Annotated in this window: 18 protein-coding genes; 5 read left to right on the top strand and 13 right to left on the bottom strand. The window is 63.8% G+C overall.

What is annotated here, in order from left to right:
* Positions 1-17 precede the first annotated feature (17 nt).
* The 11 genes from L5014_RS25755 to L5014_RS25705 form a co-directional block, all read right to left on the bottom strand.
* The gene (locus L5014_RS25755) at positions 18-1145 is read right to left on the bottom strand and encodes an MFS transporter (protein ID WP_238466620.1); all 1128 of its coding nucleotides are present in this window, start codon (positions 1143-1145) and stop codon (positions 18-20) included.
* 174 nt (positions 1146-1319) lie between these two features.
* On the bottom strand, positions 1320-1853 hold the full coding sequence (locus L5014_RS25750; protein WP_238466619.1) for a DUF2127 domain-containing protein: 534 nt from the start codon (positions 1851-1853) through the stop codon (positions 1320-1322).
* The gene (locus tag L5014_RS25745; RefSeq protein ID WP_238466618.1) at positions 1850-3919 is read right to left on the bottom strand and encodes an LssY C-terminal domain-containing protein; all 2070 of its coding nucleotides are present in this window, start codon (positions 3917-3919) and stop codon (positions 1850-1852) included. The genes L5014_RS25750 and L5014_RS25745 overlap by 4 nt, the downstream gene beginning before the upstream one ends.
* A 12-nt stretch (positions 3920-3931) precedes the next feature.
* On the bottom strand, positions 3932-5689 hold the full coding sequence (locus L5014_RS25740) for an HAD-IC family P-type ATPase (RefSeq protein ID WP_338019328.1): 1758 nt from the start codon (positions 5687-5689) through the stop codon (positions 3932-3934).
* Positions 5686-6024, bottom strand: coding sequence for a hypothetical protein (locus L5014_RS25735; RefSeq protein WP_238466616.1), 339 nt, complete (start codon positions 6022-6024; stop codon positions 5686-5688). The genes L5014_RS25740 and L5014_RS25735 overlap by 4 nt, the downstream gene beginning before the upstream one ends.
* Positions 6025-6038: 14 nt before the next feature.
* A complete protein-coding gene (locus tag L5014_RS25730) occupies positions 6039-9176 on the bottom strand; it encodes an efflux RND transporter permease subunit (protein ID WP_238466615.1) in 3138 nt (1045 codons plus the stop codon).
* A gap of 67 nt (positions 9177-9243) precedes the next feature.
* The gene (locus tag L5014_RS25725; RefSeq protein WP_238466614.1) at positions 9244-10320 is read right to left on the bottom strand and encodes an efflux RND transporter periplasmic adaptor subunit; all 1077 of its coding nucleotides are present in this window, start codon (positions 10318-10320) and stop codon (positions 9244-9246) included.
* Positions 10317-11726 carry a TolC family protein gene (locus L5014_RS25720; RefSeq protein ID WP_238466613.1) on the bottom strand — a complete coding sequence of 470 codons (1410 nt, stop codon included), beginning with the start codon at positions 11724-11726 and terminating at the stop codon, positions 10317-10319. Before L5014_RS25720 ends, L5014_RS25725 begins: the two co-directional genes overlap by 4 nt.
* A 165-nt stretch (positions 11727-11891) precedes the next feature.
* Positions 11892-12167 (bottom strand): DUF4148 domain-containing protein, encoded by a 276-nt coding sequence (locus L5014_RS25715; RefSeq protein WP_238466612.1) that lies wholly within the window; start codon positions 12165-12167, stop codon positions 11892-11894.
* A gap of 125 nt (positions 12168-12292) precedes the next feature.
* Positions 12293-13573 carry a sensor histidine kinase gene (locus tag L5014_RS25710; protein ID WP_238466634.1) on the bottom strand — a complete coding sequence of 427 codons (1281 nt, stop codon included), beginning with the start codon at positions 13571-13573 and terminating at the stop codon, positions 12293-12295.
* Complete coding sequence (locus L5014_RS25705) at positions 13563-14252, bottom strand: response regulator transcription factor (protein ID WP_238466611.1); 690 nt, start codon at positions 14250-14252, stop codon at positions 13563-13565. Before L5014_RS25705 ends, L5014_RS25710 begins: the two co-directional genes overlap by 11 nt.
* A gap of 594 nt (positions 14253-14846) precedes the next feature.
* On the opposite strand from L5014_RS25705, the gene L5014_RS25700 reads away from it, so the two are divergent.
* Positions 14847-15662, top strand: a complete 816-nt coding sequence (locus tag L5014_RS25700) for a creatininase family protein (RefSeq protein WP_238466610.1) — start codon at positions 14847-14849, stop codon at positions 15660-15662.
* Positions 15663-15721: 59 nt separating this feature from the next.
* Positions 15722-16909, top strand: coding sequence for a YncE family protein (locus L5014_RS25695; RefSeq protein ID WP_238466609.1), 1188 nt, complete (start codon positions 15722-15724; stop codon positions 16907-16909).
* Positions 16910-16985: 76 nt separating this feature from the next.
* On the opposite strand, the gene L5014_RS25690 is transcribed toward L5014_RS25695, so the two are convergent.
* Entirely contained in the window at positions 16986-18485 is a 1500-nt protein-coding gene (locus L5014_RS25690) for an SH3 domain-containing C40 family peptidase (protein WP_238466608.1), read from the bottom strand.
* Between the two features lie 846 nt (positions 18486-19331).
* Between L5014_RS25690 and L5014_RS25685 the strand changes: the two genes are divergently transcribed.
* The 3 genes from L5014_RS25685 to L5014_RS25675 all read left to right on the top strand — a co-directional run bounded on the left by L5014_RS25685 (position 19332) and on the right by L5014_RS25675 (position 22692).
* A complete protein-coding gene (locus L5014_RS25685) occupies positions 19332-19628 on the top strand; it encodes a carboxymuconolactone decarboxylase family protein (RefSeq protein ID WP_420800134.1) in 297 nt (98 codons plus the stop codon).
* A 154-nt stretch (positions 19629-19782) separates the two neighbouring features.
* Positions 19783-22197: an HAD-IC family P-type ATPase gene (locus L5014_RS25680; protein WP_238466606.1), complete on the top strand. Its 2415-nt coding sequence runs from the start codon at positions 19783-19785 to the stop codon at positions 22195-22197.
* Positions 22198-22230: 33 nt separating this feature from the next.
* Entirely contained in the window at positions 22231-22692 is a 462-nt protein-coding gene (locus L5014_RS25675; RefSeq protein WP_238466605.1) for a universal stress protein, read from the top strand.
* 761 nt (positions 22693-23453) lie between these two features.
* On the opposite strand, the gene L5014_RS25670 is transcribed toward L5014_RS25675, so the two are convergent.
* Positions 23454-23777: a CHAD domain-containing protein gene (locus L5014_RS25670; protein WP_238466604.1), complete on the bottom strand. Its 324-nt coding sequence runs from the start codon at positions 23775-23777 to the stop codon at positions 23454-23456.
* Positions 23778-23780: the final 3 nt, after the last annotated feature.

Below are 23780 nucleotides of genomic sequence, written 5' to 3'. Positions count from 1 at the left end.
TGTAAAGGTGAAACGAGTCATCTGCTGCGCTTTGCGATGCGTGGCGCGAAGCGGCACATCGCCAGCGGGATGAGAGCCAGCGCAGCACCGGCAAAGAACATCGTCGAGGCGCCATGGCGATCCCAGAGCCAACCCGCGACGACGCTCGCGAGCAGCATGCAAACTCCACTCGCGAGATTGAAGACGCCGAACGCGCTGCCGCGCAACGTCTGCGGCGCGGTTTCCGCGACCATAGCGGCGAGGATGCCCTGGGTGAAACCCATGTGAAGACCCCACAGGGCGACGCCAGGAAGCACGGTGATGACCGACGCGCTCGCGCCCAGAACCAGATCCGCGGCGATCAGGAGAACAAGCCCACAGGCAAGCAGAATTCGCCGGTCGAGCCAATCCGACAGTGCACCCGCGGGATACGCGGAGACCGAATAGGTGAGGTTCATGACGACCATGACACCGGGGATCCATGCGATGTTCATCCCTGTTTGCCGGGCGCGCAGGACAAGGAATGCCTCGCTAAAGCGCGTGAGGGTGAATGCGGCGCCGATCGCGACCACGAACCAGTAATGGCGGGAAAATTCACGCAAATCTCGCCAGTGCAGCGGTGACCGGAAACGGCGGGACACGCTGGCGTTGGCTGGCTCCTTGACGCCGGACAGAATCAATGCCACCGCGATAACCGCCGGGACGACTGCGAACCAGAGGACGGTACGGATGTGATCGGAGAACCAGAACATCAGGATGATTGCGGCAAGAGGTCCAGCGAATGCCCCGACTGTATCCATGGACTGGCGCAGTCCGAAGCACGCACCTTGAATCTCCGGTGGCGCGATATCGGCGATGAGGGCGTCACGCGGTGCACCCCGAATACCTTTGCCGACGCGGTCGATGAGGCGTGCGGACGCGACGGTCGCGGGTGTGCTGGCGAGCGGGAAAAGCGGCTTGGAAAGTGCGGCCAGTCCATAGCCGAGCACCAACAGCGGTTTGCGCTTGCCTAGCCAGTCACTCACGGGGCCCGAAAAGATCTTGACAATCATCGCAGTCGCTTCGGCGGCACCCTCGAGCCAACCAGGCGCCGCAACGCTCATGCCCATCGTGGTGACGAGATAGATGGGCAACAAAGCGTGGATCAGCTCGGACGAAAGGTCCATGAAGAGGCTGATGAATCCAAGCGTCAGAACCGCACGGGGAATGGGTGCCCGGCGGCTGGCCAGTCTGTCTGGTAACACGGTTCGCTATCCGAAGTAAAAGGGAATCGCGCAGCACATCGAGCTCGATGCTGAAAGGCCAGGGTTAGTAGCAGGTACATGCGATGGCAGACACGATTATGAATGATACAGGGCTGCTTTGCGCTCGTTCCTGAGATAGTGATATTCGTGCCACGTGAGGGCAAGAATCGCGACGTCCAGTGCGGTGACGAGCAGCAACCAGAATGAGTGAGTAAACGAAAACCGGTAGAGCTGGTAGATAACGAACAGGCCAAAGACGGCCATCGATACTGGGTAGTAACAGAGCCTCTCGCGCAGCAGGCCAGCAATCAGCCATAGTTTGATCACGCCGTGGGCGAGCAGATAGATGGCTGCGAACTTCTGGGCGCCGATCGAAAGATGCTGAACCGAGTGGAGGAGAAACGTGGCTACCAGATCGTGGGGATCTTCGGCGAACTCATCGCGCGTAACCCAGATGACGAGCGTCAGGAGAAATCGTTGCGGAACGAAGTATGTGGCGACACCGGCAACAATTTCTGAAAGCGCGAAAACGGCCTTGAACCACAGGCTCACTTCGAACATGAGGTGGAGCCTTTTTTCGTCGAGCATGCGGTTCAAACCCATCACGCGGACCTCTCCAGTCGTTTTCATCGCAGTTCGCAGTCGTTTTGTGCAATCTCCGGCATGTCTGCATTGGCAGCGGCAACCGCGTCCGGCAGGACCAGCACCGCGTTTCGAATCCAGCCCATGTCGTTTATCGAGCGGACCACACACTGGCCTTGTAGTCCAAGCAGCCTTACGATGATGCCTGTGTCTTCGACGTCTTGCGTGGACGGCAGTGCGATCAGTCCTGCGGGCCGGGAGCGCGTCTCATGGTAAATCGCACCATACCAGAGCGGGTTCGCGCCGTGACCGCCTTCAACCACGTAATGCGATTTCCAGAGGCGGAGCACGAATCTTGTCCCGGTCGTCCCCGGTTCGGGGCGTATGAACGTGAGCTGCGCGTCCTTCCCTTGCTCGTATCTGGGCAAGACGGGCAACTGGTTCGACGGAGTCTGCGGCAGCACCCATCCGGACGTCGAGTGTAACGACCACCCGGGGGCAACCTGCCAGCCCATGCGATTCAGACTTTGTTCAATGAGCCTGCTGCGCGCGGGCCATTGCAGCAATAGCGGCTCTTCCTCTTCACCGCTGATGTCAGTGCGTCGTGGCGGGAGGCGTTGCCAGCCCGTATCGCGCCATTCGCGAGCCGTCAGGGTATGAACAGACTGGGCAGACGTGGCCGGGGACATCACGGTTTCCCGGAGGGCCGCCGGAATTACCCACGATCCCGCGATCAGGAGCGTGCCGGTCGCGACGACGGCCAGGCCTTTCGGATGGACAGGTTCACTGACGTGCCACAACGCATAAGCCCCTCCGAGGATTGCGAGCCATGCCATGCCAAGCGCCCAGCCGCCGAGGAGGCCGCTCAGCCAGGCGTGGCCCAGGAAGAGATCCGCAAGCCCTCCGACGACGATCCAGAGCGCCATGACAATCGCGACGGCGACGCGCCAGGCTGCCTTCTGTCCGCGCGTGCTTACCCAGGCCAGAAATCCATAAAGAAGGAGATTAAACGCTGCCAGCCCGTCTGGCAGGGGCGTATGCGGGCCACCGGCCTGCCAGTCAATGGGCGGTACGCCGCCGGATTCTGGCCAGTGAGCAGGGGACAACACCACGGCGACGCCCAGCGCGGCTATCCACCATGCGGCCGTTTTCCAGCTTTGCTGCAACATGAGCCAACCGAACACCGCAATGGCCATTGCGCAGCCAGCGATGCGCCCGTTCATAGCGGCGACACCCTGCGCCACGGTGCTGACCGGTGTCGGCTGAAGCGATTGCAGGAACGTGTAGAGCGCCGTGTCGACCCGCATCAGCGGATCGTTGGCAATGACGTCCTGCAGGACCCCACCGAAGAGCCAGACGCTGGCGATCAGGAGCAGCGCGAACGCGCAGACGGTCGGAAATTCGGGGTCGTCGATTTTGATGATCCTTTGCACGTGGTTTTCGAACCAGGGAAAGCGGCGTATCAACCCCAGCATCGCCTGTCGCGCGACACGCCTTGCAAGTGGTATGCCGTTGACGACCATCAGGCTCGCCACGCGGGCGACGATGTAAAGCAGTAGCAGAAGAAGAATCAATGCGACCGCCAGACGAGTGCTGACGGCGTCTGCCACGGTGACCGATGCACCGACTACCATTCCGGGCGCAAGACTGACCGGAGCCCAGACCAGCGCAGAGGCAAGGTTGAGCCGATAGAATTGCGGTCGCCCCATGCGCGCGGCACCAAACTGTAGCGGAACGGTCGAACGTACCGGCGCGAAAATGCGGGCGCGCAGGAGGCTCCAGGCCCCGTGTTGCCCAATGAACTGTTCGCCGCGAGCCCAGACGACGTCTTGTCCCGTCGAGTGAGCCCACGACCGGATATCGGCGTGATAGCGCCGGCCCAGTTCGTAGATCAGTGCGTCGCCCACGATCGCACCGAGCACTGCGGACGCAAGCGCCAGCCACATGTTGAGCACTCCCGCGCCAACGAGCATGCCCACGACAAACATGACGGCGCCCGCCGCGACGGTCGCGATGGCACTCGATGCCGGGATCGCCTCCGCACATGTGATGGCCACCACCACGCCGGATACGAGGTAAGGGTGATGGCCGGGCAAAACGAGCCAGGTGTGCATGAACCTTTCTCCCTACCGGCACGTGGTGTGCGTCAGGACTGATTGTGGTGGATCGTTCGCAACGTCGCGGGTAGCGTCGGTGCATAACAGCCAGACACGCCGGTCCCAGGACCGGAAAGCACTACTCCCTGGATCATCCCGGTTCACCCCCTGTGCATCCGGGAACTGGATGGCGAGCACGGCCGCTGGCGCTGTGAAATCCGTATCGGTCGACTGGGTCGAGAACGTCCACGCGAGCGGCGCCTCCGGGTATTCGCGCGTCACCGTGCCGACCCAGAGAGGAATGGTGTCATGCCCTGACCCAGACAGCAGTCGTGCGGAGGCTGGCCAGAGTCGCAGCACGAGCAGCCTGCCCGGCGCTGCGCCGGGATTTCTGGCGAACACCATCGCTGGCGCGGCACCCTGGTGGAACTTCAGCGCGATCACGGGTGTATCCCCTGCGTTGCCGGATTCCTGCGCCACCAGCCAGTCCGGGATACTGCGGACTGCTTTCCAGCCGAGTGCCCGCATTACGTGGTCGACGGTCGTAGCGGTTGTCGCCCACTGGATGCTGAAGGGTTCATCGATTCTGCCGACCACGGCCACGCGTCCATCGGGCAGGGTGCGCCAGCCGCCTGCGCGCCAGCGGGCAACCGGCATCTGTTCGACGACCTCGGCCGGACGGTAAAGCACGACATCCGTCGGCTGCCATCGCTCAACGTGCGACGCGGCGCCCACAAGCAGCGTCAACACAACGAGACCTGTCAGCCTCTTCGCGCCGACAGGCTGGACCGGCTGAAGCGAATATCCGGCGGCGAGCACGATAGCCCAGGCGAGCCCGAAACTCAGGCCCGCGACGACATCGGAAACCCGGTGTACCCCGAGATAAAGGCGAGACGCCGCGATGAGCGAGACGGCAACCGCGGTGACGAGCACGATGGCTGTACGCGCGCGACGCCGTTGCCCCTCGCACAGGACAGGAATGACGTCGGGCGCGCCGAGCACCCAGGTGCCATGCCCGGCGAACGTTGCGCTCGCCCATTTCCTCGCCGAGGAAAACGGCACGACATGGACGGCATGCCATTGTGGCGGGGGCACAGCGCGGTTTGCCGCAATGGCCCGTAACGTTGCGTTCGGCGCTGGGTCGTTCAGCACCAGCGCGGCGAGCGCATCGTCGACATCAGGATCAGCGCCGAGTCGTTCCAGGCGCTCCATGATGGGCGCCCCTTCCGTCAGCGTGCCGGTCTTGTCGAGACAGACCACGTCCACGCGCGCCAGAGTCTCGATGGCAGGCAGTTCCTGCATCAGGGCGCCGCGTTGTGCGAGGCGCATAGCGCCGATGGCGAGCGCCACGCTCATCAGCAGCACAAGCCCTTCGGGCACCATACACGCGACCCCGCCGGCTGAAAATAGCAGCGCCTCACCGAACCGCACGCCCCGCAGGTGCTGGGTCGCCACCATCAGCGCGGCCAGCGGCGCGATCGCCCAGCTGATGTAGCGCAGGATGCGATCGATGCCTGCGCTGAGTTCGGAGAGCGGCGGCGCGAAGCGCCGCACCTGCGTCGCGAGATTTTGAGCCCAGGCTTCGCGGCCGACGTGCGTGGCCCGGTACCATCCCTGTCCGGCAACGACGAAGCTGCCCGACAGCAATCCGGATCCCGGCGCCCTGGCCTGCGGTTCGGATTCGCCCGTCAACAGCGATTCATCGATCTCGGGTCCGTTCGCCGCGCAGACGACGCCATCGACGACAATCTGGTCGCCCCGTTCAACCGCGATCAGATCGTCCTTCACGATGGCGCCTGGGTGAATCTTGATTGTCTGCCCCGCGCGGCGCACGCGCGCGGCTGGTGCAGCAGCGCGAGCCGGTCGAGCTGGTGCTTCGCCCGCCATTCCTGGACGATGCCGATGAGCGAATTCGTGATCAGCACGCCGCCGAAAAGCGCATCCTGCCAGGGGCCCACTGCGAGCACCATGGCGCACAGCGAGCCCAGCAGGGCGCTGAAGCGCGTGAACACATTGGCGCGCACGATCGCGCCGAAGCTGCGGCTCGTGTGCGCCCGGACGTCACCGCGCGCCTGGCGTTCGGCCACCTCGGCCGTGCTCAGGCCGTCGGGAAGGTCCTCCATCGCTGGCTGCCCGGTCACAAACCGGCTCCCGTTTCGCCCTGTGCCGCTGCCGGGCCGGTTTCGGCCAGCTCGTCGCGCGCGAAACGCCCGTAGCGCAGCGCCAGCGTCGGCAGCACGATCAGGTTCAGTGCGGTCGACGTGAGCAGGCCGCCCAGAATGACGATCGCCATCGGCCCCTCGATCTCGTCGCCCGGTGCACCGCTCGTCACGGCGAGCGGCAGCAGGGCGAGCGCGGTCACCAGTGCGGTCATCAGGATCGGTACCAGCCGTTCCGACGCACCGCGCACCGCCGTGTCCATGTTCCAGTCCAGCCGGTCGACGTACACCAGATGCTCGTAGTGGCTGATCAGCATGATCGAATTGCGCAGCGATATGCCAAGCAGTGTGACGAAACCGACCATGCTGCCCAGCGACAGGTTCGCGCCGGTCAGCGCCACGCTCAGGACCCCGCCGACGAGCGCGCAGGGCAGGTTGATCATGACCAGCAGCACCGCGCGCCGGTTCTTCATCGCCAGGAACAGCAGCAGGGCAATGCCGACGAGCGAAATCCCTCCATACGCGATCAGGTCGCGCTGCGATTGTGCGCGTGCTTCGCTCTCTCCGCTGAAAACGGCATACGTGCCGGGCGGCATCCTGATGTCACGGTTCACACGCGCCCGCCCTTCCTTCACGAAGTCGCTGACCGGCCGGCTGCCGAGATTGACCGATACCGTTTGCACCCGCTGGCCACCGTCGTGCGTGATCTGGTAGCGGCCGGCAACCTGACGGATCGTCGCGAGCGTGGAGAGCGGCACGGCAAGGCCGTCGGCATTGCGCACCATGAGCTTGCCAATGTCTCCGACCGTCTGACGCTGGGCCGGATCGAGCACGACCGCGACGTCCCAGGTGCGGCCGCCCTCGTGAATCTGTGATACGGTCACGCCCGCATACGAGGCCTGGATCGCATCGAGCACCTCGACGGGACGGAAGCCCCAGCGGCTCAGGGCGTCGGGATTGAGCCTCACGTCCAGTTCCGGTATCCCGGGCGGCGAATCCACCTTCACGCTGGCAACGCCGTGGATCGTGCCGATCAGCTGCGCGATCTGCTGCGCCGTGCGATCGATGACGTCGAGATTGTTGCCGAACACATTCACGACCACGGGGGCCGTGGTGCCCGAAATGGTTTCGTCGATACGCTCCTCGAGAAACGTGTTGACCGAGGTGGAGAGGCCCGGAAAGCGCGCCAGCGCCTGGCGAATCCGGTAGAGCGCCCAGCTCTGGCCCGATGCGCCCATCGGCTTGAGGTCCACTTCGAACTCGGAGAGCTGCACGCCAGTCGGGTCGACCACGCCGTTGGCGCGGCCGGCACGCTGCGCCACGAGACGCACGCCCGGCACTTGCAGCAGCGCCTTCGAGACCTGCGTGCCGATGCGCATCGATTCGGCGAGCGAGGTGCCCGGTGTGAGCCCCATGTGAACGGTGTAATGCCCTTCTCGCAGTTGCGGAATGAAACTCCCCCTCATGAAGGGCAGCGAGGCGAGCGCCACGGTGCACATCACCGCGACGATTACCACGACCGCCTTCACATGCTGTTCGACTTTCGTCAGCATCGCGATGTAACGCGCCTTGAGGCGCCCGATCAGGCGCGGCTCCCGCTCGGGCAACGAGCCCTTCGCGAGCAGTGCAAGCGCCATCGCGGGCGTGAGCGTCAGGGCGACGCCGAGCGACGCGAGCACGGCGAGAATGTAGGCAATGCCCAGCGGCGCAAAGAGCCGCCCACCGATGCCGGTGAGCGTGAGCACGGGCAGGAAGATCAGCATCACGATGAAGGTGGCGAACACCACGGCGCTGCGGACTTCGAGCGACGCGCGCAGCACGACGCGAAAGGCGGGTAGCGGCTCGCACCGCGTGCGGTTTTCGCGCAGGCGGCGGTAGATGTTCTCGACGTCAATGATGGCGTCATCCACCACCTCGCCCAGCGCGATGGCGAGACCACCCAGGGTCATCGTGTTCAGGCTCACACCGAACGCGCTCAACACGATGATCGCGACCAGTAGCGACAGCGGGATCGCGACCGCGGAGATCACTGCGGTGCGCACATTGAGCAGGAACAGGAACAGCACGGCGATGACGAGCAGGGCGCCGACGATGAGCGCCGTGCGCAGGTGACCGACGGCGGCCTCGATGAAGTTGGCGGGCCTGAAGACGTCGGCGTTCACGTCCAAGCCTTGCCGGACGAGCGCCGGCCCGAGTCCGGCGAGCGTCTTTTCGATGTCGCGCGTCACGGCCATCGTGTTGGTCCCGTACTGGCTTTCCATCACGACCATGACGCCGGGCTCGCCCATGATCGACGCTGCGCCAACAGCCGGTGCATTGCCCCAGGCCACGTTGGCGACGTCGCCGAGCCGCACTGCCGCGCCGTTGCTCGAACGCAGCACGACGCCCGCGAGTTTTTGCGGTGTTGCGATCTGGCCATCGGCGTTGATGGCGATACGCTGATTACTGTTCTCGATGAACCCCGCGCCGCGCACACCGGTGGCCTGACACGCCGCGGCAATCACGTCCTGAATCGACAGACCATGTTGCATCAACTTCGCGGGGTCGACCTGGATCTGCATCTGACGCGTCTGACCGCCGAACACGATCACGTCGGCCACGCCGGGGGTGCTAAGCAATTGAGGCTTGACGGTCCATTGGGCGATATCGTAGAGGTCCGCGAGCGAGCGCGTCTTCGACGTGAGGCCGATGGTGCGCACGACGCTCGTCGTCGTGGTGAGCGGCAGGAGCTGGGGTGTCTTGACGCCCGCCGGTAGCGTGCCCGCGAGAGCGCTGATGCGCTCGGTGACGAGTTGGCGGACCTGCATCACGTTGGCGCGATCATCGAAGACGAGCGTGACCGTGGAGAGGCCCTGCATGGACCGCGAGCGAATCGACTGCAGTCCGGTCATGCCGCCGAGGGAATTTTCGACCGGCTGGGTGACAAGGGACTCCACCTGTTCGCTGGTCATGCCAGGCGCGGCCGTCTGTACGATGCTCATCGGCGGCGCGAACTCGGGAAAGACGTCGAGCTTTGCGCGCGTCAGCGTAAAGAGTCCATAGCCGGCCGCCATGACGGCCAGCGAGAAGATGACGCCACGAAAGCGCAGCGAAAAGCGGATGATCGCGTCAAGCATGGGACGTGAAGTGGCGTTGTTCCGGGCGGGGCATATGGGGCGAAGTCGGCAGCGGATCAGTCGCGGATCAGTCGTCGCACTCGGGCGGGTCCTTGCAGGCCGTGGCAATACCCTGGGGCTTGAGTTCCTCGGAGAGCAGCAGTTGTGCGCCCTGCGTAACGATCTGGTCGCCGGCGTGAAAGCCCGCGCTCACCATGAAGCCGTGGTCGCCCTCGCGGATGCCCTCACTGCCGGCCGGCACGAAGCGCCGCGTAAAGCGGTCCTGCGCCGTGCGCACGTAAGCCCACGTCTGACCGCCGTACCACACCACCGCCCGCGCCGGGATCAGCAGCCCGGATGCGGCCTGGCTTGACGTCGGCACGCGCGCGCTCGTGCGCAGATTGGCTGGCAGCGCGGCGTCGGCGACGTAAAGCCAGGGGCTCCCCTGCACGGTGGGATCGGCGAGCGCTGACGCGGAAAGCTTTTGGGCCGGCACTGCGCAGCCGTCAGCCGTATCGACTGCGATGCGCTCGGGCGGCACCATACCGAAGCTTGCAGGCAACGTGACGCGCAGCACGACCGCCTCGCCCGACAGGAGGCGCTGGAACAGCTTCGAGGCCGGTGCCGCTGCGGCATTCGCGAGTGCGTCGCCGAACTGCTGCCGCATTGCGCCATCAAGCCCGTTGAGCGTGACCCTGGCAGATTGCAGTTTTGCGTCGTCGGCCTGCATCGCCGACTGGGCATCCTGCAGGCTCTTCTGCGAAATATTGCGGTCGTCGGCGTACAGTGCGCGGCTGCGCTGGTACTGCGCACGCGAACTGGCCGCCTGTGCGGTGAATGTGCCCACGTCCGCGTGTGCACTGGCGAGGCGGTTGCGCAGATCGAAGAGCGGCTGCAGGTCGATGACCGTGGCATAGGCGCTGATGCCGGACTGGCTCGTGACCGCTGCGAGCGGCGCCACCTCGATGTGGCTGGCGCGCTGCGCTTCGGGGCCCACGACCACGACCGTTTCGCCGCTGACCGTCTGCACCGCGGGCGGCGGGGACGACGGCGCGTCCGCGGTCGTCGAGGCTCCGGCGTCGTGAACGGCCTGATAGATGTACCAGCCTGCGTCTGAGGCGAGGGTCAGTGAAATGACGGAGAGAAGAATCAGCCGGAGTTTCATCTTATTGTCCCTTCGCTGAGGGTATGGCTCACGGCCTCATGGTCGACGGGAGCGAGCGGTTGCTGCATCGCATCTTCGAGTGCGCCGGCGGCCTGCTGGACCGCGACCTCGGCGTCGAGCCGGGCGGTCTCGCTGGTCTGATAGTCGGCGTTCGCCTGCGTGAAAGTCAGCCGGTCTGTATTGCCGCTGGCGAAGGCCGCCGCCTGGCTGTCGAGTTGCCGGCGGGCACTCGCCAGATGCGCATCGGACAGCTGCAGCGCTTCGAGGCTCGCCTGGTAGCGCGCCAGCGCGTGCGCGAGGTCGCCGAGAATCCTGTCCTGCAGCGCACTGGTACGGATCGCCGCTTCCTTACGCTTCGCCTCGGCTTCCTTGATGCCGCCCTGGTTCTGGTCGAAGATCGGCAACGTGATGCCCGCGAGTCCGAACCCAATCTTGTTGGTGCCCGCGTCGTACGCGTAGCCGGGTCCGAGGTGAATGTCCGGATACTGTTTCGCGACCTCGAGTTGTAGCGCGGATTCGGCCGCGGCGTAATCGGCAAGCGAGGCGAGCAGGTCGGCGCGATGGAAGATCGCCGTGCGCTGCGCGTCCGCACCCGGCGGCGCGGGCGGAACCGTGCCCAACGCGGAGAGGTCGAGCGTCACGCTGTCGAGCGCGGTGACTGGCACGCCGATCGCGGCAGCCAGTTGCGCGCGCGCGTCCTGTTCGGCGCTGCGCGCGGCGGCCAGATCACTCTGAGCCTGGGTGTCGGCAAGGACGGCCGCGTCGACGTCGGGCCGCGAATACTGGCCGACTGCGAGACGGTGCCGGCTCATCACGGCGATCTGCCGCCGGGCTTCGGCCCTGGCGGACAGGAAGGCCATGCGTTCACGGGCGGCATAGACAGCGAGCATCGCAGCCCGCACTTGGGCACGGACCGTCCACGCAGCGTCGAGGAGGTTCAGCCGGGCGGCTTCCGACAGGTGGGTGGCCTGATCGACGCGATATCCACGTTTGTGAGCGGTCTCGATCGGGATATCGAGCGAAGGGCCCCAGGTGAAGGGCGCGCCCGGTCCCGGGTCAGGCGTGTTGTACTGGAACGGCAACTGAAGGACCGGGTTGGGAATCGAGTCAGCCACGTCGATGCCGGCTTTGGCGGTGACCCATTGCGCACGGGCAAGGTCGAGGGCGGGGCAGTAGTAGAAGGCCGCCAGGGTGAGCATCTCGCGGTTCCACACTGCAGGCGGCCACGGCGTGACATCGTGGCCTGTTTCGCGCACAACGTAGGCATGCAGTTCCCCGCTCGCAAGCGAGCGCTGCTCGAACTGTTGCGCAAGTTGTGCCGGGGCGATCGGCTGGGGATGGTACGTGGTACAACCGGCCACCCCGGTGAAGGCAATCAAGGTAATCAGTAGCGGCGCGCGGCGCATGCTGGCATCCCGTCGGACATTCTGCCGCCCACGCAGGCAGCTTCCGGGGCGGATGCTACGCCAGGGGTTGTGAAGTTTTCGTCAAGAAGGCACAGCCCGGCCGACGGCCGGGGCGGGCATACGGCATCGACGCCCGCCCTGTCGACGCCGCATGCCGGGTTGCTATTAATGGTGTCTGAACAGCGTCGAGTTCGCCGGCTGCCACATGGGCGCGCCGGCCTGCGCGCTTCCGTTCATGGCTGCCCCGGAGCCGGACGTCTCGCAGCCCATTCCAGAGTGCTTGTCCGAAGACGTGTAGCTGTTTTGAGCTTGACGCATCTGTCCCTGTTGCCCCGCACAAGCCGTCTGGGCTTGTGTCGGTCCGGATGTTGGCTGGGCAAATGAAAGCGAGGGAACGATCGCGGAGGATGCGACGAAGAGTGCGGCGACTAGCGATTTCATGAGTGACTCCTTCGCAAGGCGGACAGAATCTGTTCCGCAGACTCACGGAACAGCCCATGAGCCCATGCTACGCAGGGGTTTGTGAAGTTTTCGTCAAGAAGCCATCACGTTCCTGGGAGGTCGGTTCAGGCCCGGTTCGTCGCCGGCAGGCGAAGCGAGACGCAGGTCCCTTTGCCGGGTTCGCTGCCGATCTCGATCGCCCACCCGTAGCGGTCGCAGAGCTTCTTGACGATCGACAGGCCGATCCCGACGCCAGGCGTCGGTGTGCGTGGCGATCCCCCCTGGTAGAAGCGGTCAAAGACATACGGGAGGGCATGCGCCGGAATACCCGGCCCCGTGTCCTCGATGTACAGCCAGCCGCTGGCGTAGCGGAACTGAAGACATCCGTGCCCGGTATGCTGGACGGCGTTATCAATGAGATTGGATAGCACGATCGCAAGCGCCGGCCGGTTTGCCACGACCCGAAGCTCGCGGTCGACGTCAATGACAGTATCGAGTCCCTTCTGCGCAAGCCGGTCAGCGAAAGGCATCAGCGAAGTTTCGATCATGTTCGCGAGTGCCACCGGCTCGGCATCGCGTGCCGAGTCCTCCCGGGCGAGCGTCAGCAGCGCGTTGGCGAGTTCGCCCATGTTGTCAGCCGCCCGCTCGATCTGATGGAGCCGTGCGCGCGACTTGCCGCTGATTGCTGCATCCTGCTCGAGCAGTTCGCAGCTTGTCTTGATCGTCGTGAGTGGCGTGCGCAACTCGTGGCTGACATTGCCCGTGAACTCCTTCTCACGCGCAATCATCTCGGCCATACGCCGGTGATAGTCGTTGAAGGCCTCCACCAGTACGACGAGTTCGGTCTCGTCGTACTTGCCAGGGTGGATCGGTGCCGTCCCTCCGAGCCGGAGTTCCTTGACCTGCCGCGCGAGACCCGCCACCTGCCGCACCAGCAGACCCGACAGGCCGAAGGACAGCCAGATCGTGAGGAGAGCAAAGACACCCGTGCCCGCCATCAGGGCATTGACGACTTCCTTGAAATGCTTTTCGTAGATATTGAAGTTGTAAACACGGTACAGGCGCGCCGTGTCGAGCGGCGCAATCGCGACATGGATCTCCCGTCCGTCGATGATGATTTCGTGCGCGCCGGCAGGCAGGTTTCTGACCATCGCGGGCAAGGCAATCGCCTGGTGGTCCGCGCCCGACACATAGCCATTCATTCGGAGATCGAATGGTGGCAGCAAGGACGGATTGGCTCGGTAGCTCCTGAGCACACTCGCCATGTCATCACGGATAAGTGCCGTAATCAGTCGCTCTTCCTGTGCCTCGGCCAGTGTTCTTACGCCCAGCGCCTGGGCGAGCAGTAGCGCGATGGTCAAGACCGAGAACAACAGGGCGACCTTGAAGCGCAGGCTACTTCGTATCATGACCGGTCGCCATAAGGCGGTAGCCGACGCCATGAAGCGTTTCGATGACGTCGGCCTCGCCGGGCTCGCAGAGTGCCCGGCGCAGGGTATAAACGTGCGTGCGCAGCGTGTCGCTCTCGGGCAACTCCTCGCCCCAGACTTCGGATTCGAGTTCCGCCCGGCTGAACGTTCGGCCGGGTGACTGCATCAGGATACGCAGCAACTGAAGACATTTGGGGGGAAGTTTGACCGGGCGGCCGGCGCGTTCGACGGCCATCGTCGACAGGTCCAGTCGCACGTCTGCAAACCGGAGATCCATGGCGGCGACCTGGCCGCGATAGCGCCGGATCAGGGCGCCAAGTCTTGCGCCAACTTCCTTCAGGGAGAACGGTTTGACGAGATAGTCGTCGGCACCGTGCACGAAGCCCTCCAGCTTGTCGTCAAGCGCGTCCCTCGCGGTCAGCATCAGCACCGGTGTGTCCCGGCCCGCCTCTTCCCGCAGCCTGCGACAGAGCGTGAGTCCGTCCATACCCGGTAGCGACAGGTCAAGGAGGATGGCGTCCCACGAGTCGGCGAGCGCCATCTGCAGTCCCGCGTTGCCAGTGGACGCCACATCGACCTCATAACCGCCTGCCTCAAGATAGTCGTAGAGGTTCGCGGCAATCGAGGTATCGTCTTCGACAATGAGCACTTTCATGGACATCCGTTCGTCACACACGTGCGGCAGGAGAACTGATGCTATCGCATAATATTAGACACTGCGGTTCAGGGGTGATCGAGAAAGGGCATTCCGGCTCATGGCAACGGGACTCGAGGCCGGGCATCAAGCATCCTTTCGTCACGCAAAAGGTGCGGCGCACTAGCCAACACCCAAGCCGCGAGGCACGTGAGTCACACACCTCGCCCGCAGGGCTGACCTCGCAAGAAAACGGGATCCGTTGCATCAGGCATCTGTCAAGACTGCCCTGAATTGCCGCAAGGACGATGATGCCGACAGGGTCGGCCGGACAGCCAAAGCACGACCGTTGCGTCCATTCAAGAACCCGCGCATTTGTGTCACCCAGGCCGACACGGAAATCGATCGACCGGGCCGGTTGGACCGCGCGCTATGCGCAATGAAGAACGGATGTTGTCGGAGAAACAATTGTGGAACTCCCTCGCATGATTTGACGCGGGCAATCCGGGGCAACGGCGAATGAATCGAGATGTTGATAGCGGCGATGGCTTCGTGGTTAGAGCGATCCAGGAAGCCGTCCGCCCATCTGCAACGAACCGAACTTGAGGATCCAGAATGCACCTTCCCATGCTGCGAACGTTTGCCGTCGCCATTGCGCTTGCCGCCGCCCAGGCCGCCATGGCGCAACCCCCAAAAACGGTACAACTCGAAGACCTTACATGGACCGAGTTGCGCGACGAGATCCATGCAGGAAAAACCACAATTCTCATTCCAATTGGCGGAACCGAGCAAAGCGGGCCGTACGTGGCGCTGGGCAAGCACAACGCACGCGTCAAGGCACTTGCCCAACGCATCGCGGAGGGTCTCGGCAACGCCATCGTCGCTCCGGTCATCGCCTATGTGCCTGAGGGCGGTTACGCGCCACCCACCTCGCACATGCGCTTTCCGGGCACGATCACCGTGCCTGATGACGTATTTGAAAAGACACTGGAGTCCACCGCAAACAGCTTCAAGGTTCACGGATTTACGAACATCGTCTTTCTGGGCGATCACGGCGGCTATCAAAACGACGTCCGGCGTGCGGCGGCGCAGCTCAACAAGGCGTGGACCGGTTCCGGCGCACGCGCGTTCGTGCCGCCCGAGTACTATGGCACCAGCTCCGACGGCTACGTGCAGATCCTGCGCCAGCACGGCGTGCCCGATAGCGAAATCGGCACTCACGCGGGACTTGCCGACACGTCGCTGCTGCTCGCGGTCGCGCCGCAGATGGTGAGGCTCGACAAGCTGAAGAGCGCCCCCAGACCTGGTGCTGCCGACGGCGTCTACGGAGGTGACCCGCGCCACGCGAGTGCCGAGCTTGGCCAACTGGGTATCGATGCGATTGTGTCGCGTACGATCGAAGCTATCAGGAAAGACACAGCCGGCCGCTGATGCCTTCCGAAAGATCGCGCCGCGCATCCTGTTCCATCCAATCGACTGGGGACTTTGTCATGCAACTGCAATTTCGGCGTCGCCTCCACCAAACACAGTTCTCGCGCCTCGCAACGACGGTTGCCGTCGCACTCGCCGGCTACGGCGCCAGCCATGCTCTGGCTGCGACCTCCGTGACCACCGTGCCCGGCATGCCCCCCGTGGTGAACCCGGATAATCTGTACAGCGAGGCGAGATCCGGCCATATGAGCCCTGCCGTGGCGGGCGCACTGTCGCGCGTCTACGTGCCCAACCTGCGCTCCAACGACGTCTACGTGATCGACCCGGCCACGTACAGGGTTGTCGACAAATTCCCCGTTGGCCGCAGTCCCCAGCACGTCGTGCCGTCATGGGATCTGCAGACGCTATGGGTCGCCAACAATGCCGAAGGCCGCACCGACGGTAGCCTCACGCCGATCGATCCGAAAACGGGCAAGCCCGGTAAGGCAGTGATGGTCGATGACCCGTACAACATGTACTTCACGCCCGACGGCAAGGAAGCGATCGTGGTAGCCGAAGCGCATGCGCGGCTGGACTTCCGCGATCCGCACACGATGGCGCTGAAGTCGAGCCTCGACGTGCCGGAATGCAAGGGCATCAACCACGCTGACTTTTCTATCGACGGCAGGTATGCCGTCTTCACGTGCGAATTCGACGGCAAGCTTGCCAGGATCGATCTCGCGAACCGCAAGGTGGTGGGCTACCTGCAGCTCGCAAAGAAAGGCATGCCGCAGGACATCCGCGTTTCGCCCGACGGCAAGGTGTTCTACGTCGCCGACATGATGGCCGACGGCGTGTACGTAGTAGACGGCGACAGCTTTACGAAGGCCGGCTTCATCAAGACCGGCGTCGGCACGCACGGGCTGTATCCGAGCCGCGATGGCACGAAGCTGTATGTCGCCAATCGCGGTTCGAATCTCGTCCATGCCCCGCGCCATGGCAAGGGCAGCGTGTCGGTGATCGACTTTGCCACGCGCAAGGTGCTCGCCAGCTGGCCAATTCCGGGCGGCGGCAGCCCCGACATGGGCAATGTGAGTCCGGACGGCAAGACGTTGTGGCTGTCCGGCCGTTTCGACGACGTCGTTTATGCAATCGACACAACGAACGGTACCGTCAAATCCATTCCTGTCGGCATGGAGCCGCACGGTTTGACGGTCTGGCCGCAGCCCGGCCGTTATTCACTCGGTCATACGGGAAACATGCGTTGATCTGATGAGAGGCAGTACCTGGTTTTGATAGCCGCAGATGCCGGCCGCCCTGGCACTGGCCGGTATGAGATAGCGGTTAGCCGGCCGGATTGTCGCTGTCCTCGTGCACCGGCGCGCCGGCTGCCGGTTCGCCGAGAATGCTGATCTGGAAAATCGGCGTTGCCGCGAGCGATTCGAGGTTCGGGTCATCGGGATAGCGCAGCAGGAGAGGCAGGATCACCGAGCCGCCGATCACCGCGCGGCGGCTATCGTCGACCGGCTGCAACCCCCATATGTCCTGATAGACGACCGGCACTGCTTGACCATCGCGTTCGGTGTTACCCAGATAGAGCATCACGTGTCCGCCGATATAGATCAACGTGCGCATCGGCTTCCCATGTCGCGCAAGATAATCGAGTCGCCCGGCCGGTGTCGAAGCCGAGAGGTCGATCGTCTCCCCGGCGCTCATCTGGGTCGACGAATGACGCGGCAGCCACACGCCGAACGCTGCGAAGATGCTTTGCAGCTCGGCCGAGCAATCGTTGTCGAAGTTCGTGTTGCCCCAACCGTATGGCCGGCCAACAAGGGCTTTAAGCAACAATGCGAGATGTCGTGGCGTAGCGCTGAGGGGGGCGGTCACGATCTCGGTGGTCGCGAGCGTTGCCGCACGGATCGCCGCGTGGCCGTCAACATCGCGCACCGGAACGAGAATGTCATGCGTGCCCCCGGGCGTCGTTGGTTGCAGCGGCAGCAACGTGCCGGCTGGCGCGTCGAAGCGGAACACGCCGCTGTTGTCGCGCACCGGAGCGGACGCTGCAATCACGACGCCGAGCATCTTGCGGGATGCCGCGCGCCAGGTCGCAACGAACACGTCGTCGACACCCGCGACACCATCGCTCCTTACCCAACCCTGCACGTCTGGAGTCTGGACATAGCGCCAGCCGCCGTCCGCGCTTGTGCCGAGCACATAGAGCGGCGTACCAGGCCGCACGGCACTCACCTGCAGGTTGTCGAACGGATAGCCTTCGCCTGCAATCCGATGGTCGTAGAACGACGGGTCGATAGTCGGCAACTCGCGCACGAGAAGTGCCGTTGTCGCGATTGCCCGCCGGGCCGGATCGTAGCTGGCCGCGCTTTCGAACTGTCCGGGATCGTCGTTGCGCGCGATCGCGTCGATCCACGCCTTCGTATGCGGTCTGAAGTTCATCCCGTATCCGATCCAGCGGTGAGGCTTGTCCGTGTTGTCGAACTGTTTGAGCCGGCGCTCCTGCAGCGCCGCGATCTTGCCGCTACCCTCGCCATAGACGCGCGTGTCGATGTATGCGCGGTTCCACGGCGATGGGTCGTCCGGACCGGAACCAAAGAACCGTGCATAGAGCGCGGCGAACTGCGCGCGCTGTGCGTCGGGCGCGAGGAAGGGCGTGTCGTAGTCCGGTGCGGCCGGGTCGATCCAGTGATCGACATCCTGAACGTAGGTGCCAAGCGAGAACAGGGTAATCGTGTCGCGCGCCGGTGCGCGGGCAATGTGTGCCAGCGTAGCGGTGCCATTCGCGCAGCCGGTCAGCACGTTGACGGCAGCGAGCATTGCGACGAGCATGAACGCCAACGCACGAGCCCACCTCAAAGCGTCGCCTGCTGCGATGTGCTTCAACGAGCGGAAGACAGAGAACATGATTGGCGATGCAGGTCGGCGACAGGTTGATCATACCGGACCGACGCATACGAAGAGCCTGAACGCGACTCGCGCAATTCATAGCATGTGCGGTTGCCTTGAATCCGTGTCGCAGGGGCGGATACCGGGACGCAGATATGGCCCACCGGTTGCCTGCGCGCAACTTCCCCGCGCATGCACGGCGCACGGTCACTGCCGCCGGATGCGCGCGGCTGTCGAGTCGCGGTCCAATCGCGCGCGCCGTCTCCAGCGCGTCGCCGGTGTCCATGCATACGCGAACGCCGAGCCGGCCGAGTTTCACTATGAAGTCTGACGCGTCGTCCACGGGCAGATCGGCGACGGCGATCCGCTCGACAAGCTGGATCGCGCCAGCCGGACTTGCCGCGACCGCCAGCAGGCGCGCACCTTCGGCGGCAAGGATCCGCTTGGCGTCCTGCGCCGCGTCGCGCTGCGCCCACCGGTTCCCCAGTGCTCGTGCGCACGAGCTCCGCAGTCCGGCCGAAGTACGTTCGCGAGCCGCTCGCGGTGACTTTGCCGCTGGCTTCGCCCTGACGCACGACTGGCCCGTGAAGGTTCTTTCCCACGCTACGCAGGCAGGGCCGTGATTGCGATAGATCAACTGATTTTCTGGCTGGATCCGATATCTTGAAAATGGTAAGGCCTGTGGCGTGCCGCATGCACCAGGGGCGCGTTGAACCGATCCTGCGGGAGGTCAAAATGGAAACGAGTAAGCAAGCTTACGGAAGCCGCGTGAGCGAGATTGCTGGCGCAATGCAGCGGATGCGGCAAACACAGCCCGACCTGATGTCCGCTTTCGCCGAACTGGCGAGCGCAGGGACTGCTAACGGAGCGCTGTCCCGGAAAACGCGTGAGCTGATCGCATTGGGGATCGCGATTGCGGATCGCTGTGATGACTGCATCGGATTTCACGTCAGGACACTCGTCAAGCTGGGCGCGACGCAGCGAGAGATCGAGGAGGTCGCGGGCACGGCCGTCTACATGGGCGGCGGTCCATCGATGATGTACGCGATGCACGCGCTGATTGCTTACTGGGAGTTTTCAGGCTGACCTGCACATGGGTTGATCAGCACAACCGATCCCGCAAAGGCTCACCATGTTGGCCGAACGGGCGCGGTTGTTGTCTCGCCGCCGGCCCAGACTCGTTGTGTCGTGTACCTGTGAAGAGCGCGTGCGGGGCCAATCAGCAGGTGGAGAGGGACGAATGACCACGACGTTCAAGAGCAACGCGAATTGGGGCCTGACTGGGGTTGAGGTGGACCGTCCGCTGGCAGAGCACGGCAGAAACGAGTTCGTTGAACCACGCGTACCGTTGGTGCGACGGCTCGCCATGAGGTTCTGGGCGCCAGTGCCGTGGATGCTCGAGGCGGCGATTGCGCTTCAACTGGTCACCGGGGAACGGCTCGAGGCCGGCATCGTCGCTGCCCTCCTGATATTCAATGTCGTGCTTGGCCAGTTTCAGGAGGAGCGGGCCAACGCCGTTCTCGATGCCCTCAAAAAAAAGCTCGCCCCGGTGTCATCGGTCAGGCGCGATGGCAAATGGCTTGTGCTGCCTTCAGCACTGATCGTTCCCGGCGACCTTGTGGAGCCGTCCCTGGGAGGTGTCGTGCCGGCCGACGTATCGATTGTTGCGGGTGCGGTGCAGCTTGACCAGTCCATGCTGACCGGTGAATCGGCGCCGGTCGACGCGCGCGAAGGTTCGTCGGCTTATGCTGGCGCACTCGTGCGACGCGGTAATGCACTGGCGCAGGTGACGGCGACGGGCGCACACACTTACTTCGGACGCACCGCGGAGCTTGTCAAGATTGCCCGCAGCGAGAGCAGCGAACAGCGGGCCATTGTCGCAAGCGTACGCAATCTCGCCGTCTTCAATGGGTTCGTGGTGGTGACCCTGCTGATCTACACGCGACTCGCCGGCATGCCGGTGAATCATGTGCTGGCCCTTTTTCTGACTGCCGTGCTGGCTTCGATTCCCGTTGCACTGCCAGCCACGTTCACGCTCGCTGCGGCGCTGGGCGCGAAAACGCTTGCCCGTGAGGGTGTGCTGGTCACGCGGCTGTCCGCATTGCACGAGGCGGCCGCTGTTGACCTTCTGTGCGTGGACAAGACTGGCACGCTTACCGCCAACACCGTCAGCGTCGCGGCCGTACTGCCCCTGTCCGGCGAAGCCGGGGAAGAGGATGTGCTGGCCTGTGCAGCGCTCGCGAGCGCGGACGGCTCTCTCGACCCCGTCGACGTGGCCATACGCGACGCAAGCGCAAGCCATTCGTCGTCAGCCTTCAAAACTACCACCGTTCGGTCATTCACTCCCTTCGACCCTGATCGCAAGCTCGCCGAGGCCCTGGTCGAAACCGGAGACGGCGAGTTGCTGCGCGTCATCAAAGGCGCACCGGCCTCCGTTGCTGCGCAGGCGGCCGCCAATATCGTGCCGAATGTGCGGGTCGAGGCGCTCACCGGCCAGGGGCTTCGCGTCCTGGCCGTCGCAACGGCAAAAGGCGATGCAGAGCCCAGGATCATCGGCCTCATTGGCCTTGGCGATCCCCCACGTTCTGACTCGGCCGCCCTGATCGCCCGCCTGCGCACGCTGGGTGTGAGCACCGTCATGGTCACGGGCGACTCGGCTCCTACTGCGAAAGCGATCGCCGCCCAGGTGGGTCTCGGAACCCGTATCTCAACGCCTGAACGCTTGCGCGTGCATCCGTCAGTCGAGGCGTTCGATATATACGCCGAAGTCCTCCCGGATGACAAATACAACCTGGTAAAGGCCTTTCAGGAAAGTGGCCACGTTGTGGCCATGTGCGGAGACGGCGTGAACGATGCGCCGGCGCTGCGTCACGCGCACGCCGGCATCGCGGTGTCGACGGCGACCGATGTCGCACGCAAAGCCGCGGCCATGGTGCTGACAAAACCCGGACTCAACGGCATTGTGAGCGCGATTTCGGAAGGCAGGTGCGCATTCGAGCGGTTGACTACGTACGCCCTTAACGCGCTTGCCAAGAAGTTCCAGCTGGTGCTATTCCTGGCGGCGGGCGTGCTGATGACCGGTCACGCACTGCTTACGCCGATGCTGATGGCGCTCCTGCTCACGACAGGCGATTTCATCACCATGGCGCTGACGACGGACCGGGTGCAGCCGTCGAACACACCCGACCGCTGGGACATGCGGCGTATCACATGGTCTGCAGCACTCGTAGCGGGCGCGCAGCTGACATTTGGAATCAGCATCATTGCCATTGCCCGTTTTCGCTTTGGGATGCCTGTCGACCAGCTGCGCAGTCTCGCATTCGCAGCGCTCGTATTCAGTAGCCAGGCAGTCGTCTACGCGATACGCGAACGAACGTCCTTCTGGCGTGTACCTCCGGGCCAGTGGCTGATCGTTTCGTCTTTACTCGACATCGCGTTGGCGTTCGCGCTGACCACCGGGGGCATTCTCATGGCGCGGCTGCCAGTATCCAGCGTCGTCGCGCTCCTGGGCGCGACGATCGTGTTCTCGCTGTTGCTGTCCGGCGTTAAATTGCTTGTGTTTCCGCGAACTGGCGCTGGAGCAGGCCCGCAGGGAAATGCTGTGCCATCGCCAACGGTATCTGAAGCGCACTACGTTCCTCGCGGGCGCATATGAGAGCGGTGTGCGCTGGTGGATGAAGGGGGGGCAATGTTTACGCGTATCTTGACAGGAATAGACGCCACACCGGACTCGGTTGCGGTTCTTGCTCATGCGATCCGCCTCGCGCGTCACCAAAAGGCGACCCTGCTGGCTGTCAGCGTCCTGATGCACGTACCCGACACGCTGGGACTGGGTCCCGGATTTGGCGACCCGGTACGCATCGCCCAGACGTTGAAGGACCGGGCCCAGGTGGCTCTTGCCCGCGCACAGGACCTCTTCATACTGGCTGGCGTCGACGGCCACACGCTGATCGTCGAAGCCGGCGACCGTGACGTCGCGTCAGTTCTGCTCGAGGAGGGCCACAGATGGCGCGCGGATCTTATGGTCCTTGGCAATCACCCACGGCATGGAATTGAGCGGGCCCTGCTCGGCAGCACTACCGAATCGTGCCTGCGTGCTGCGGACATTCCCATCCTGGTAGTGCCACCAGATCATCCCGCATCAGGCTGAGCAAGCGCGATGCGAAATGTCGTTATTGCGCGTACTTGCGGTATTTACTCGGCGTGGTGCATTTCGTGCCCATGCGCTGCGTGGTCGGAGCGCTGCGCGGCAAACCACTCGTGTTTCGCGTCGACTGTTTTGCCGGAAGAACTGGAGAAAGTCAGGCTTGCACCTGCCTGGACAGTTTTGCACGAACGCAGCTCCCGAACCTAGACTCACAGCGAATTTGCCAAGGTGGCACTTCATGGGAGCGGATCGGCATGTCGCCGCTGCAGCATGAAATGGACGCCACGCGCACCGTTCTTCATGTTTTCCGAGCTGGATGGCGGTTGGCACTGGGGTATCGCGGTTCCGCGCGAGAGTAGCTACGACGTGCGGGTTATCGCCTTCAATGAAAGGAGCTTCGCGTACCAGACTGATGCCGAGTCGGACGGCAGCCGGGTCCTGGAGCAGATTACCCGTGGGTCCGGTGCCGAGCCTGTGACTACGCGCGAACTGGCTTCAGCAGCAATTGCGGAGGGTCGCAGGTGCTCCATGCGTGAACGCCTTCGGTGTGCGGTGAGGCGATTGATGAGTTGTGGTGCTTCACATGCATCAATGGCCGCACGCCCGGTCAATTCGTGGGGCGCCGTGATTGGCGAGCAGCACTTCGATCGGACGCTACGGCAACGTCGTCGGTGCCTGACCCATGGAAAGTAAGCGTTTGCCGGCGGCCGGCGAGACCGGATGGCGGGTTATGACGATTGGACCGCGCCGTATGTGGGCGCAACTTACCTCCACCCGCTTCGCAGAAGAGCAGCGGAGGCACGCAGTCGCCGCTTTCGTTCCTTTCGACGCCATTTCAACGTGCTCTCGGGATCGCCCACGGCAGTGAGCAACGGCGTGTTGCCGTGCAGCAGTGCCTCGCTTGCGACCACGTCGTTCAATTCACCGAACCGTTTCTGGATTTTCTTGAGACGATCCAGCGTTTTCTGATGGCGTCCGGACAGCACCGGCCCGAACAACTCCAGAAGGTACCGGACTTTCTTCCCGGCTTTACGCACGTCATGAAAAGCCGCAACGTTTGGTTTTCTTGCCTTTGCGGCGCGCCTCATCCG

This window comes from Paraburkholderia tagetis (assembly GCF_022213065.1).
Taxonomy (GTDB): domain Bacteria; phylum Pseudomonadota; class Gammaproteobacteria; order Burkholderiales; family Burkholderiaceae; genus Paraburkholderia; species Paraburkholderia tagetis.
Note: the sequence above shows the minus strand (reverse complement) of the source record. Positions and strands in the feature narration are given on the sequence as shown.